Annotated in this window: 13 protein-coding genes; 12 read left to right on the top strand and 1 reads right to left on the bottom strand. The window is 45.7% G+C overall.

Going from position 1 to position 14,017, the window contains the following annotated elements:
* Nucleotides 1-152 precede the first annotated feature (152 nt).
* The 6 genes from ABI430_03930 to ABI430_03905 all read left to right on the top strand — a co-directional run bounded on the left by ABI430_03930 (nt 153) and on the right by ABI430_03905 (nt 7,197).
* On the top strand, nt 153-1,175 hold the full coding sequence (locus ABI430_03930; protein ID MEO8638020.1) for a hypothetical protein: 1,023 nt from the start codon (nt 153-155) through the stop codon (nt 1,173-1,175).
* Nucleotides 1,176-1,443: 268 nt separating this feature from the next.
* A complete protein-coding gene (locus ABI430_03925) occupies nt 1,444-2,007 on the top strand; it encodes a hypothetical protein (protein MEO8638019.1) in 564 nt (187 codons plus the stop codon).
* Between the two features lie 278 nt (nt 2,008-2,285).
* Complete coding sequence (locus ABI430_03920) at nt 2,286-3,173, top strand: hypothetical protein (GenBank protein ID MEO8638018.1); 888 nt, start codon at nt 2,286-2,288, stop codon at nt 3,171-3,173.
* 299 nt (nt 3,174-3,472) lie between these two features.
* Nucleotides 3,473-4,243, top strand: a complete 771-nt coding sequence (locus ABI430_03915; GenBank protein ID MEO8638017.1) for a hypothetical protein — start codon at nt 3,473-3,475, stop codon at nt 4,241-4,243.
* Nucleotides 4,244-4,391: 148 nt separating this feature from the next.
* Nucleotides 4,392-6,776 (top strand): HAD-IC family P-type ATPase, encoded by a 2,385-nt coding sequence (locus ABI430_03910; GenBank protein ID MEO8638016.1) that lies wholly within the window; start codon nt 4,392-4,394, stop codon nt 6,774-6,776.
* A gap of 97 nt (nt 6,777-6,873) precedes the next feature.
* Nucleotides 6,874-7,197 carry a hypothetical protein gene (locus tag ABI430_03905; protein MEO8638015.1) on the top strand — a complete coding sequence of 108 codons (324 nt, stop codon included), beginning with the start codon at nt 6,874-6,876 and terminating at the stop codon, nt 7,195-7,197.
* 93 nt (nt 7,198-7,290) lie between these two features.
* Here ABI430_03905 and ABI430_03900 read toward each other — a convergent pair whose 3' ends face one another.
* Nucleotides 7,291-7,767 (bottom strand): hypothetical protein, encoded by a 477-nt coding sequence (locus ABI430_03900; protein ID MEO8638014.1) that lies wholly within the window; start codon nt 7,765-7,767, stop codon nt 7,291-7,293.
* Between the two features lie 138 nt (nt 7,768-7,905).
* Here ABI430_03900 and ABI430_03895 point away from each other — a divergent pair, with 138 nt between their 5' ends.
* The 6 genes from ABI430_03895 to ABI430_03870 all read left to right on the top strand — a co-directional run.
* Entirely contained in the window at nt 7,906-8,322 is a 417-nt protein-coding gene (locus tag ABI430_03895; GenBank protein MEO8638013.1) for a DoxX family protein, read from the top strand.
* Between the two features lie 82 nt (nt 8,323-8,404).
* On the top strand, nt 8,405-8,890 hold the full coding sequence (locus ABI430_03890) for a dual specificity protein phosphatase family protein (GenBank protein MEO8638012.1): 486 nt from the start codon (nt 8,405-8,407) through the stop codon (nt 8,888-8,890).
* A 154-nt stretch (nt 8,891-9,044) separates the two neighbouring features.
* Nucleotides 9,045-9,977: a hypothetical protein gene (locus tag ABI430_03885; protein ID MEO8638011.1), complete on the top strand. Its 933-nt coding sequence runs from the start codon at nt 9,045-9,047 to the stop codon at nt 9,975-9,977.
* A gap of 124 nt (nt 9,978-10,101) precedes the next feature.
* Nucleotides 10,102-10,842, top strand: a complete 741-nt coding sequence (locus ABI430_03880) for an endonuclease/exonuclease/phosphatase family protein (protein ID MEO8638010.1) — start codon at nt 10,102-10,104, stop codon at nt 10,840-10,842.
* Nucleotides 10,843-10,967: 125 nt separating this feature from the next.
* Nucleotides 10,968-12,329 carry an aspartate ammonia-lyase gene (locus ABI430_03875; protein ID MEO8638009.1) on the top strand — a complete coding sequence of 454 codons (1,362 nt, stop codon included), beginning with the start codon at nt 10,968-10,970 and terminating at the stop codon, nt 12,327-12,329.
* 167 nt (nt 12,330-12,496) lie between these two features.
* A partial coding sequence (locus ABI430_03870; protein ID MEO8638008.1) for a hypothetical protein occupies nt 12,497-14,017 on the top strand: 1,521 nt, incomplete at its 3' end.

Raw genomic sequence — 14,017 nt, 5'->3', positions numbered from 1 at the left:
GGGCAACATGCAGGGTTAAACGTGCTATAGTGATAATCGTGAACTTTACTCTCGACCACAGAAGACACTTGACATTTGTAATGAAATAGTGTAGTATTAAAAGACGACCTGGGGTGGCCATTTATCACCTCTAAGCCTCTAATAATTTCAACATGAATACATTCAATAAAACACTCTTAATAAAAGCTTTACAATTAACGTCGCTCATTTTTTTCTTCCTTTTCTCCTTGCTTAGCATTGGAACTAGCTCTGCTTTTGCTCACAAAAGCCCTGACACCTGTACCGGAAGCGGTTTGGGAGTTTTTCTTTTTACAGACTTGCCTCAAGTGCATGTAGGCGACGTCATTCATTACAGTATTACGGTTTTCAATAATACGCCGGGAAGTCCCTTGATTGCGTGCGATGCGAGCGAAATAGCAGCTACCCTCGTTACTCCCGATGGAGTAAGTCACAGCATTCCTTTGACAAGAACGACGCTCACTGACCTACAGTCAGATGATTATCAAAATGTCGCAAGCTACACTGCCAAGCAGAGTAACCTCGAATCTGGCCTGACACTCAACGCGCAAGCATCCGTCACAGGGAATATTCATCAGAACGATACCGATAGCCAAGGAGGAGCTCATCAGGAGGTGAAAGTAACTGTAGTTGCTACTCCTCTTTTGCCTTTCAACATCTCATGTCCTGCAATTGCGGGCGAGGTAAAGATCAATGAGGAGGTTACCCGCCAAGTAGAAATTACCGGGGGAACTTCTCCATTTATAATTAGCTGGACGGGAACAGACGAACTCTCCGGGAGCGAGTCAACAATTAAAAAAGCGTACTCAACAACGGGAGTGAAAGAAGCGTCCGTTACAGTTACCGACTCGAAAAATCTAACAATGACAAAATCGTGCAACACGCTCGTTGTTTCGGAAACTCCTGTAAAAAAAAGCAGAAAAGGAGGCGGGGGAAGCAGACGTATCGTCACAAAAATACCTGTTGTCACTCTCGTTCAAACGGTTGAGCCCGCTCCACTTGCAAGCGAAGTGGTCTCTCTCACAGAAGTTCCTTACACGGGAATAAACGATTATCCGAAGCCCTTGCTCTTTCTTCTCGGAGTGATTATCTTCAGCATTGTGATAGTGGGAACATTGTCATTTCAAAACTACAGAAGCAAGAGGAAAGTTACATAGGGATGCCAAGAAAAAATATCGAGTTCATTTAGCGCCTATAAGCAAAATGATCACCGACAACATCCTTACAAACTCCAGTTTGTAAGGATGTTGTTTTGTGTTAGGAGAAGGCAGGCAGTTGACATTGGTGCCCGCTTATGTTATCTTAACCGTGGGTTAGAGATAGCAGTATGCATTTTGAGGAATACATACTGCTGTCTCTAAAAAATCGGCAAATTCGCCGGCTCTCGATTAAACTATCGAGACTCGCAGACAGCGGAAAGAAAAAATGGAAACAGAAATAACTAAGAAAAAAGTGCTGGAATGTCCTCATTGTAAAGGATTGGTCGAAGTCGTAATGGGAACAGAAATCGTTCACTTGCAAAGATACTCAGAAGCAATGTACGGCTCATTGATGGATCTTGCTCCTTCGCAACAGTCCGTCATCGAGTTGATTGAGCAACCTGGCCTCATGAAGTCATTCGCTGAATCAGTTCGTTTCGTTTTAGGTGACGAGTCACCCAAAAGTATTGAACGCTACTTCGCAACATTCCTGCGAACCGTTCAGCTTGAAACGATTCCTCGCTTCGCGCTCGACCTCTTCCTGAAAGAGCTTACACCACACGGTAAGTTTCAATTTTGGATCTCGCGAGGAGTCGGCGCAGTGGTTATCGGGAATGTTCTTAGAGCTTTCGTCCCCGTTGAATTGGTTTTAGGAACTCCCGCCAGGAGCACCGCCACACCAGCGAACCCGACTCAGCTTAAAAACTGGTTAAATGCAGAAGGGAGAAAACTGACAGCTGACCAGCAACTCGCTTTCAGTCAAGTGCGAAAACTAGCCAACTCCGTCTGATGAAACGCGTTTCAGTTACCGCCTCTAGCAAGTAGCATCTTGCATGGCGGTTTTTTTATAAAAAATCGTTAGACTCATTTTCATACTAGTCGGCTCCACTTATGGTTATTATTTCTGAAACTGGCGGAGCGACTGACCTATACACATGAAATATCATTTACCGTTTGTGTATATCGAGATGAGTTAGAATTTGACATAATAGTAATGCCGTGCTAGAAAGAGACTGGATAAATACACAAACGCTGGCACAGCCGGCAAACAGCACGAGGAACAAACCTATGAGCAAAAGCACAAGCACAGGCGGTGGTTTTAAGACGCTTAAAACCGAGCTGGAACGGAAAAAAAGGACCGTGTCAAAGCAATTGAATCAACTTAGAGCGGAGGAGAAACGCTCGAGGGCCAGGTGGACGAAGGGCTACCTGGCATTTCTCGGAGCGGCAACACAGCTCTCGGATTTGAAACATCACGGCACGAAGAAAGAACGTGGACTGGTGGCGAAGATCAAGGACTGGCCGAAGCAGACCATCGAACTTACCAAGGAGCGAGATGCCTTCCGAGACCAGATACGGACCACCGAGGGCGAGCTAGTAGTGATTGCGACAGAGCATGCGTTGCTGGTCGAGAAGGAGATCAATGACACCAAGACAACCGATGAAATCGTGACACAAGTGCTCGCACTCAATGACGCTGTGGTGCGCGCGGCTAGCGACCGCGAGGAATGCCTGAATCGCCATATCTTTCCACGACTCATTGATGAGCATGGCAACCTGCGAAGCCAGTTGAGCTTTACGAGCTCGGACGGATTGAATCGTGTGGTCGCCATGGTAAACACCATGACCATCGTCAGAGGCGACCTGGCGGCGGAAGCGAAGTTGGAAATCGAGCGTTTCTTCGACCGTTTCAAGCAGGAGGCCAATCTAGATGCGAAGGTCAAACCGTTGTACGAGCTCACTCGACAATTGCTCGTCGAAAAGACCAACTTCAAGGTGGGTCCCGACCTTTACAGGTTCTTGGCAATGCATGTTGACGCCGATGTTTTCCCAGAGCTTGCCACCGCTCAAACACTTCTCCGCCAAAGCATCAGGTCAGAAAAGACATCCAAGTACATCCGTATTTACAAACGGAAAAGCGTCACAGAAAATTGGGTGCCCGTGCCACAGTCTTGATTGCAATCGCAAAGCCAAAGCCGATGAGTTCTGTTCATCGGCTTTTTTTTATTTCCAAGTTTGACAATGCTCGCCAGTTGTTATATGCTATTGTTTAGAAAAAAAACCAGAAGGGAATAATTCGATTGAAAAAAACAAAATATAAATCTGTGTTTCCGGTATTGAGCATCGCTATAAGCTTTGTCGCTACGATGGGCATACTCTGCCTTTTCTATCAAAAGGAAACGCTCCGTTCATTGTCTCGGGACGCTCACGTCGCCGATTCACGATCCCGCCTTATAGACACATGCAAGACTTACATGTCACAGAGCCGGAGTAACGATAGCTGGTGGCTAGAGAGGCCGCTTGATCCAGGGCCCAAGCTTGCTCAATCACTTGCCCACGCGCTCACAAATGTGGAGAACGCGGTAAAGAGGTCTGCCGGGGCTTCAGAGCTTTCAACAAAGATATCGACGACATTCACAGCGTTCTTCACCTCGCAGTTTCTAAATGGAGGATCGGTTCTCTCGAAAACGGGAACGATTGATCAGGAAGAAATGCGCAGGTCGCTCGAAATTTGCTTTCTTCCAGAGAGCGAATTTCGAAAAGGACAACTGCCTTCGGTACTTTTTTACAGAAGCGACTGGAATGCGGTGATGATAGGCGCTATTAATTGGTCCGACCCTTTTTTCATCGGTGTTCTCATGCACGAGCTGGGCCACGCGTACCAAAAAAAGATGGGAGCGCGCTACTCCAATTTTTCACAGGAGTGGTTTGAGGAAGAGGTTGCCATGCATGAGCTCGAAGCGCATGTGCTCGACCATCTGACAACAAACTCGTACACGAAAACGCTCGCCACAGTTTACGACAGGCATTCGCAGGCTCCGGCTGTAACCGAATTCATGGCAGTAGTTTCTGCTAGGGATTTACTTGAGCTCGACAGAGCAATCGGAGTCCATGAAAATGGGTACGACGTTCGGGGAGTTGCGTGCACTGAACACATTGTGATGCTCGGCTTCACCTTTCTCGACAAACGGCACGGGGAAATGAAAGACAAGGTTAACCACTACCGTTGGATCATTGGAAAATAGTTTCTTCGAAACAACATCCCCGAACTCTAGCTTGAGTTCGGGCATTTTTTTAAAAGTTGCCCCGTAAATACACTATTGATACAGAAATACGAGAACCTTTAATGTTTAGCTACTACTCCCACCATAGTTTTTGATATACTTAATGATTATGTTTAGAGTATCCGAATCGACGCGACAGAAACGTGATGCCATCATGAGCATTCTTTTTCGGAATGTCTTTCTTTTGGTAAACGCGATTATTGGAGTGGTTGTTATTTTTCTCATTTTATTTGGAGATGTGAGAGAGGGAATATTTCTGGGTTCAATAACTGTCTTAAATATGATTATCGGGACCGCACAGGAAACCAAAGCTTGGTGGACACTTCAAAAACTCCAATCATTGACGGCTCCTCGAGCGCTCCGCATTGAAAAGGACGGAAGCGAACATTCCATTCACACCGAGGAAGTGGAGAAAAATGACCGGATACAACTTAAAACAGGGGACCAGGTTCCGTGCGATGGACACCTCGTTTCATCTCACGGATTTGAAGTAAATGAAGCACTCATTACTGGAGAATCGCGGTCATCTTTACGCGTACCGGGAGGGAAGCTTCTTGCTGGCGGGATAGTTACATCCGGTTCAGGCGTTTTGGAAGTCGAAGAAACATTTGCGAACAGTAGAATTGCTCAAATGACTAAAAGCGTCAAAAAATTCTCGCTCAATTTTAGTCCCATTCAAATTGCACTGAATAAAATCATTAAGTACTCGAGTTACCTTCTTATACTCATCATTTTTTTTGTTACGGTGAGGGGATATGTCATTCATCAGCTACCGGTTGATATTGTGAAAAATGTGGGAGCCCTGACCAGCCTCCTCTTGCCACAAGGTATGGTGGTCATCATGACGCTCATTTTTGCCTTTGGCGCATCAAATCTGTATCGGAAAAATATTCTTCTTCAGGAGATAAATGCCGTCGAAAAAATAGGGAGAATCAAAAACCTCTGCATGGACAAAACCGGAACGCTTACCGACAATAATCTTGAGGTCAGGGAAATGCATCTTGCCGAAGGTGTCACAAGACCCGAGGCGGAGCAGGCCGCCACGGCCTATATAAAGGGCTCAAATGACGCATCTTTGATGATGAATGCGATTGGCAAATTCGTGAATACCGATTTTGAGGGTGTTATAGTGGAAGATCTTTCTTTTTCCTCGACCCGACAGTTTGGAGCGGTTCGCGCTCAAAACGATGACGCGGAAAACTGTATATTGGTTGGCGCGCCCGATATTTTACTTTCCCAACTCATCAGCTCTCAAGAAAAAGAATGGCTAAAAAATATTATTGAAACGGAAACAAAAATAGGCAACCGAATTGTTTTTTTTACGGAAGTGAAAGGGGGAGTAATCCCATCCGATCTTTCTAAAGTGCAACTGTCTGCAATTGCAGTTTTTGTATTGAGCAACAACCTTCGCGAAGGGGTAAAGGACGCCATCGATTTTTTTCAAAAGCGTGGAGTGGTTATTCGAATAATTTCCGGAGACAACCCTGACACCGTTCGAGCTGTCGCGGAATCGGCAGGTGTAAAAAATACGGGCGCGGTCATAACGGGTCCGGAGATAGAAGGATGGTCAGCAGAAGATTTTATTGAAAAAACGAAAGGCTTTACGATTTTTGCCAGAGTTAAACCGTTGCAAAAAGAAAAACTTATCGAGGCTTTGAAACATGACGGTTTTACGGCAATGGTAGGAGATGGCGCCAATGACGCAGTAGCGATAAAAAAATCCGACCTCGGCGTCGCTATGTTTGACGGCGCCGTTGCCACACGCCAAATAGCATCCATTGTTTTGACAAAAAATAGCTTCGGAGATTTACCGAATGGGGTCAAGCTTGCGGACAGTGTTATTGAAAATATTGAAATTTGTGCCAGCATATTTTTCAATCAGATAATCATTGGCTTTCTATTTTTCATTTCTCTCATAATGCTCGGCTATTCATTTCCATTTACTCCCCTCAATATTACTTTTATCAATTACTTTGCGATAGGATTGCCCACATCTCTGATTTTTTATTGGATTATCCGGTCAAGGCACGCTCACTTGTTGCAAGACCCCAGACCATTTCTAAAAAGAGTTTTGCCATTTGCCGCAATCTCAGCACTTCCTCAAACAATATTGGTTGTTTTTGCTTTCTACGCCAGTATTGAGAATACAAAAATCACCAGTCCCACAAGTTTGGTCATTCTGGCTTTTATTCTCGCTGGACTCATATTCTTCACGTTTACCCCGAGAGTGTATGCCGGAGTTACCACAGATGCCCAGAAAAAACAATTTTTCGCGCTCATTGTTTTAGAGATAGTTTCGTTCCTTTTTTTGGTGAAAATTCCCTTTATAGATACTTTTTATAATCTAAAATCGCCGAGCCTCTTAAGCGTCTTGGAACTCGCGCCACTTGCGCTTATCTATGCAGTTATTCAATATATACTCGCAAAATGGTTTTCCCAGGATGAGATTGCTTCACGCAATATCCGCAAGACCCCTACAAACTCCAGTTTATAAGGATGTCGTTTCGAAGACAGGAGATTGACAGGTTTTCGTTTAAATGTTAAAAAGGAACAAGTAGAGTAAACGTCCACGACCAACAACCAAAAAAACAATGAATAAACTGAAGCTTCCCGAACTATCGCACTTGGAATATGCCGTCCTTTCTTCCCTCGACGCTACCGTCAGCGTCCGAGGTGAGTGGTGCAAGGAATTGTGGGAAAAACTCACGTCCATCGGATACTACTCCGCCACTTTTTCCAGTTTTTACCGGTTCATGTGGGAGCTCGAAAATCGAAAACTGGTGAAAGGACGTTTCGGCATACCATTGGGCTCTCCACGGAGAAATCGTCAAAGAAAGTACATAGTCTCCTTGATGGGAAGAAAGAGAGCAATCAAATCAAGGGAGTTTTACGCTCCAGGGATCAGATTTAACTAATACCTCGCTTGGTGCAAACCATTCGAGGTTTTTTATTGGAAGTGACGAGAGTACCTGCCCACTTTGCGACGGAGATAGACATGTGGCAAACTTTCACTGATTAACAATGGTATCACCGAGAATCTTTAGAAAGTCTCTCCGCCTATCTTCCATATTAATTTGTTTTATATGTGAAATGGGAAAACACTCCGGCGTATGCTCATAATGCGCGCGCACTTCCCGATCTTCAAATACCCGCAAGTGGTATTGAAAAGCAAAATTCTCAACATAACGCAAGCTCACCAGCTCACCTTCGTCTTTCCAGGCGACAAAATGGTTGCCGTAGCCACGTTCGATAATAATATGGGTAAATTCTTTGATTGTTAGATGAGGCGCAATTTTTCCTAAAAGAAAATCTTGTCTTCCCTCATGCCGTACAATTCTCAAAGCAAGCAATATATCCCGAATATACGGATGACAGGGTGTATACAGCCACCAAAAAATATATTTTGTTCGGTCAGAAAAAGTGTTAGGAAACACCATCTTAGAATATGGCAAGTTTTTCACCCAATGAACGTCTTTTGAACTCATGACCTCATAATTATATAGTGATTTTTTAAAATTGGAAACACGTAGAGTTATTGTTCAGGTCCACTCCCCATAAAGTTGACCGATATCGATATTTTTTGCTACCATTTGTAAATTAGAATAAAGTATCATTTTAAAATCATGAAAAAAATAATTACAAAGGAGCAAGCGACCGATGTGAGTTTATTGCTTCTTCGCATGGGCGCGTTTGTCATATTCTTTCAGGCTGGGGGGTTGAAACTTTTCGGCTGGTTTGGAGGAATGCCCCCGGGATTTGAATTGGGTGCGCTTTTGACGACTGCGGGCATACTTGAGGTTGTGGGAGGTTCACTTGTTCTTCTGGGGCTTTTTACTCGCCCCGTCGCGTTTATCCTTTCGGGAGAAATGGCAGTTGCCTATTTTATCGGACATTTTCCAAGTGGAGTCTGGCCGATACAAAATCATGGCGAGACCGCCTTTTTACTGTGCTTCGTCTTTTTGTTTCTTTCCGCTTACGGGGCAGGGAAATGGAGCGTTGACGCATATGTTCGAAGCCGACGCAAAGGAAATTACCAATAAATATTGTGCAATATTTCGCATTGTTGGGACAGATTACTTGCAAAAAATGAAAAAATGGACATTGAGGTTCTAAAGAAAGCACATGCCAAATAAAATTATTGACATCTATAATCATTCTTTTGGGAAGCACGGCTTTGATTACAGTCAGATAGACGAGCTGGTTTTTATAGGCACCAATATGTGTTGCCAGTTTGGTTTCAACAGGGAGCTCTTATCAAAAAATGTGCAAGCCGACATCAGCTTGGAAAAAGACAAAATAGACGCCCCGGCGGGCGTAAGTTATTTTCTTTGGTTGCCGACGGAAAATGACCGCGCCCCGACCCCGGATGCCCTTAGCCTGGGGGTGCAGGTTCTTGAGTTCCTAATAAACCGAAAAATAAAAGTATATATTCACTGCAAAAATGGACACGGCAGAGCGCCAACTTTATATATCGCGTATTTGATTAAGTCTGGCATGGGAATAGATGAGGCAATAAACTTTTTGAAAAGCAAGAGACCTTCTATCCATATAAATGCGTTTCAGATGGAGGCATTGAACAGATTCAAGGACACAATTTTTTCGCAGTAATTTTTTACTTCAATTAATTCTTCTTTCAGTATGAACGCTGAAGTAGTTGACAATTTTATAAACTAGTGCATAGTTAGGGGAGTCAGCTGTCTTTTCGCGAGTTTATCTCGGGTCAGCTGTTTTTTTGAAAACCTAAGCAAAAGTGAGAGGGTATATGCCCGAAAAAAAATTCAATATCGGAGTTATTGGGACAAATGACGACGCCTGGAAAAACCTAGTTCGACTTGTGAGAAACCACCCACAGTTTGGACTTACTTATCTTGTGGACGCCACGAGCAGGAAGTACAACCAAACACCTCCCTCGGGGCTTGACCTCATCTTCATTTCTCTTCCGCCGGATGCCTCGCCCGCGTTTGTGGATAAAATCGGACCTCGAACGAGGATCGTCGATCTCGGGACTGATTTCTGCGGTGAGAATACAGAATGGGTGGACGGACTAGCGGACATTTATCCAGATAGAATCCGCGGACAGACAAGAGTCATCGTTCCAGGATGCTACTTCACCGGAGCACTAATCGCTCTTGCGCCAATCCTGGTTCCCAAAAAAATGGAGTGGCGTCACGAGAATTTAATCTCTCACTCTTCATCAGGAGTCACCGGCGCCGACATATCGAGCGAAACAGATGAGCAATCAGCGGGACACAGCAAGGTAGCTTCAGACTGCTCGAATGTTGATCACTTCCACGCAAAGGAAATGGGCAGACTTATTGAGTGCCTATCCGGGGGCTGTCAGGATTCAAGTCCAAAATCCCATTCCCCCTTGATTCATTTGAGCTCGGTCAATCTAACAACCTGCTTCCTCGAGGGAAGTTTGGATGCCGAAGTGTGCTTCGGGCTGGCGCAAGACTTTTACAAAAATAATCCGCTTGTGCGCGTTTCGATAAGGCCTGCTCACAAAGAAAAAGTGGACGGTTCAAATCTAGCGGTCATATCGTACGCGTCGCCACCCCAAGAGACTGTGGCCTTTTCGTCAATCGCCCGACACGGAAAGGGCGGAGCGGGGCATGCAATTCAAAATGCGAATCTGATGCTTGGACTCGAGGCGAACATGGGACTTACGGGTGCCATCGTAGCACCGAAATCCTGATTCATTTCTCACAACCATGACCGAAGGCACAACCGCGCCTTCGGTTTTTTTATTCGTAAACCTAAAAACGTGATGCGAAAGTATTACTTTCATAAATAGCAAAAATAGTTATAATGACGGAAATATGAAAAATGAAATTAAATTGCTCCAGCTCAATATTGAAAGCGATAAGCACTTGGAGCGCATTGTTCCGTTCGTGAAGGAAAATTCATTTGACGTTCTCTGCATGCAGGAGGTTCCGGAGTCCGCGCTTCAAATCATCGCTGAGGCCGCCAATGCGGAATATGCTTTTGCGGGAATGACTCTTCGCACCAAAAAAAATGTTCGGTCCAAAGAAGGCATCGCGATTTTCTCCCGTTTCCCGATAAAAAACAAAACAATAATGCGCTATGCCGGAAATGATGAACCCGCGGTCGAATTTGACCGCCGAAGCGCCGAGTCCAAACACGCAACTCAAAGTTACAGTCTGCTTGCGTGTGAACTCGAAAAAGATTCTAAACTTTTTAGAATTGCCACTACCCATTTCACCTGGACTCCAGACGGAATGCCCGACAGTCACCAGCGCAAAGACATGAAAGAATTGCTGAAAGCCATAAGCAATTTTGATGAGCTTCTTCTTGCCGGAGACTTTAACGCTCCGAGAGGTGGCGAAATATTTGGGATGCTTACAGAGCAGTTAAAAGACAATGTGCCGGCACGCTTTTCTAGCAGTCTAGACAAGAAGCTTCACCGTGGAGGAGCGCAACTTGAACTTATGGTTGACGGCATTTTTAGCTCGCCCGGATATGAGGTCCATGACGTAGAGATGTTCTGCGGATTAAGCGACCACTGCGCCCTTGTCGGGAGAGTAAGTATAGCTACTTGAACACGAAGACACTGATGGAAGAAAGAGGGAAGCGGGGTCAGCCAATATCGTATCGTTGCTTAGTTTCGCAACTCGTAAACTTATCCACAGCAACATTTCTGCGCTAGGGTGTATGCTAACGACATATGACAAACCGCAAAATACGACAGAAGAAATATTACGGCAAGGAAACCGGAAGGGCAATTTCAAATTTTCCATTTGATTACCCGAGGGTGCATAGCGAATTCATTTACGCAATCGTGAAAATTAAAAAAGCTGCGGCTTTTGCCAACAGCAGAACCGGAGACTTAGCCGAGGAGATAAAAAACTCGATTGATAGGGCTTGTGACGAAATCTTGGACGGGAAATTTGATGAGCAGTTTCTACTTCCGGGAATTCAGGGCGGAGCGGGAACTTCGGTCAATATGAATGTGAACGAAGTCATCGCAAATAGAGCGACTGAAATACTAGAAAATGTGGGGGGTAAAAATGTAGTTCACCCCAATGACCATGTAAATCGGAGCCAATCCACGAACGATGTCAATCCTTCGGCCCTTAAACTTGCCTGTTTTGATCTCTTAGAGGCTCTCGAACGTAGCGTTAGTCTTCTCTTTACAGCCCTAGAGAACAAATCGCGCGAATTTAGGGACGTTCTCAAGCTCGGAAGAACTCATCTGCAGGACGCTCTACCGACTACCCTTGGCGCGGAATTTCTATCATTTGCATTCATACTCAAGAGGCATCATGAGCGGATTGGAAGAGTAAAAAAATATTGTCTCGAGCTCAACTTGGGAGGAACTGCTATCGGCAACTCAATAAATGCCAGTCCGGAATATATTGCCTTCATATTTCTAGAGCTTCGACGAATGACGAATCGCCAATTTTATCCTGCAAAAAGTTTCATGTCACAAACTTCGAGCCAGACGGATTTTCTGGCGATTTCTCAAGCCGTAAGCGCGCTCATGCTTGACTCGTCAAAGATTGCTGACGACCTTCGGCTTATGGCTGGGGGACCTTCGGGTGGATTTGCCGAAATCGAATTGCCGGAACTCCAAAAAGGCTCTTCAATCATGCCGGGAAAAGTGAACCCTGTTGTCCCGGAAACTGTCAACCAGGCATATTACCTCATTTCGGGAAATACCGTATCTGTCGAGGGGGCATGTGCTGGCGCCCAACTGGAGCTCGGCGTCATGCTTCCCGTGATTGTAGATCGACTGATTCAGTCGCTTAAGCTTGCAAATGAGGTTCTAACTCAATTTTCCGGTAAATGCATTGCGGGAATAAGAGCGAACAAGGAAATTTGCAGGAAGTATCTCGAGAACTCAACCGCTTATGCCACTCTACTTTCTCCAAAAATCGGGTATGACGCAACAACTGCACTCGTTCGTGAATCGCGAGAGACCGGAAAAAACATTCGTGAACTTGCGATACATAAAAAAATTCTCACGGAAAATGAGTTCGACAAGCTCGTCAGGAATAGTTCTAAAAAATCTGCAAAAACAAAATAATAAATTCGCAACATCCTTAACAGCTTTAGCTTGAAAGGATCTCCTGAAGGAGAGTCGTTCCTTAGCTTAACTTATCCCCACCTTTTTGAAGTATCGCCCATGCTTCTGTGATAAAATATGGCTACATGAGCGAACGTTTAGATAATTCTAACGGGAGGTTTTCTAATATGAGAACTTTTTTTCTGTTTCTTCTGTTAGCAGGAGCAACATGCTTCACCCTTGTGTTTGCTTTCTCTGCGAGAGAAGGATATTTGACAGATGTTCTTACGGTTCTCCCTCCTCCTTTGGGTATTCATGGTGCGAAAGTGGGAGAGAATCATGCCGCGTCCGCAACGGACGCGGCTCTCTCTCCCCAATCTGCTTCGGTCTCCACCACCCTCATTTCCTGGTGGCAGAAGTTTAGATGCGCCATTGATTTCCTTGTTCCCGGAGCAACTCCCGCGTATTGCCTCAAAGAAAATGTTCCTGCTCCAGTAGTCTCTCCCGAACCCACTTTTGAACCTCCTCTCGTTCTCGAGCCCTCTTCTTCTCCCGAACCTTCTTTCTCTCCCTCTTTCTCTCCACCCCCAAGTTCAAACGGAGAAGGTTCACCCACTTACGTCACACAAAATCCTACCTACTACAACACCTACACCACCACAGGAGGTGTCTCACAATCCTACGTCGACGCTCTTTTCACGAATCTCCAAAACCAACTCTACGGTCTCGCTCTCCACGAATCCCTCCAAACCGACCGAATTTTTGATAGCATCAGACGTTCAAACTCAAACTCCAACTCCAATTCAAGCGGAAGCAGTGGAAGCTCCGGCACCCTCACCTCTCTCGATGCTTCCGGAGGCACAACAGGTCTCTCCTTTACTGGAGGCCCGATTACTTCTTCTGGCACGCTTACCCTAAGTGGCACTCTTGCCACCACAAATGGAGGCACCGGCACTTCTTCTCCTCCTTCACAAGGACAGCTTCTTCTTGGAAATGCTACAGGTGGATATGACCTTGTGGCAACTTCGTCTCTTGGTGTCACCTCGACAGAATGGTCAACGAATGGGAATAATATTTTCAACAACAACGTGGGGAATGTCGGCATCGGCACCACTTCTCCTTTCGCTACTCTCTCCATCGCAGGCACGGCAAACCAAACAAATCCACTTCTTGCCATGGCTACCACACCCACCGCGGAACCCTTCTTCACCATCGCTTCTTCCACCGGATTTAATCTTATGGGAGGAGTGACACAGCCGACGCATGCGGGGAAGATTTTGAATGGGGTCGGTGGAGCAGCTCTCTTGAGCGCACAATCCGTCTTCGTCTCCGGCAATTATGCGTATATAGCTTCAGCCGCCGGAACACTCGAGATTGTCGACATTTCCGACCCCAAAAATCCCGTTCACAAAGGCTCACTCGCAAACGGAGTCGGTGGCGCGGCTCTGGAGACTCCACAATCTGTCTTCGTCTCCGGTAACTATGCCTATGTGGCTTCACGAGATAGCAACGCCCTCGAAATCGTCGACATCTCCAATCCTTCCGCTCCCGTTCACAAGGGCTCACTCGCAAACGGAGTCGGCGGTGCGGCTCTCTCCGGTCCACAATCCGTCTTCGTCTCCGGCAACTATGCCTATGTGGCTTCACAGTTTAACAACGCCCTCGAAATCGTCGACATCTCCAATCCTTCCGCTCCCGTTCACAAGGGC

This window comes from Candidatus Taylorbacteria bacterium, from assembly GCA_039934295.1.
Classification (GTDB): Bacteria; Patescibacteriota; Minisyncoccia; order Phycocordibacterales; family HO2-43-120; genus HO2-43-120.
The sequence above is the reverse complement of the archived record's forward strand: the minus strand, read 5'-3'. Positions and strand labels throughout refer to the sequence as shown.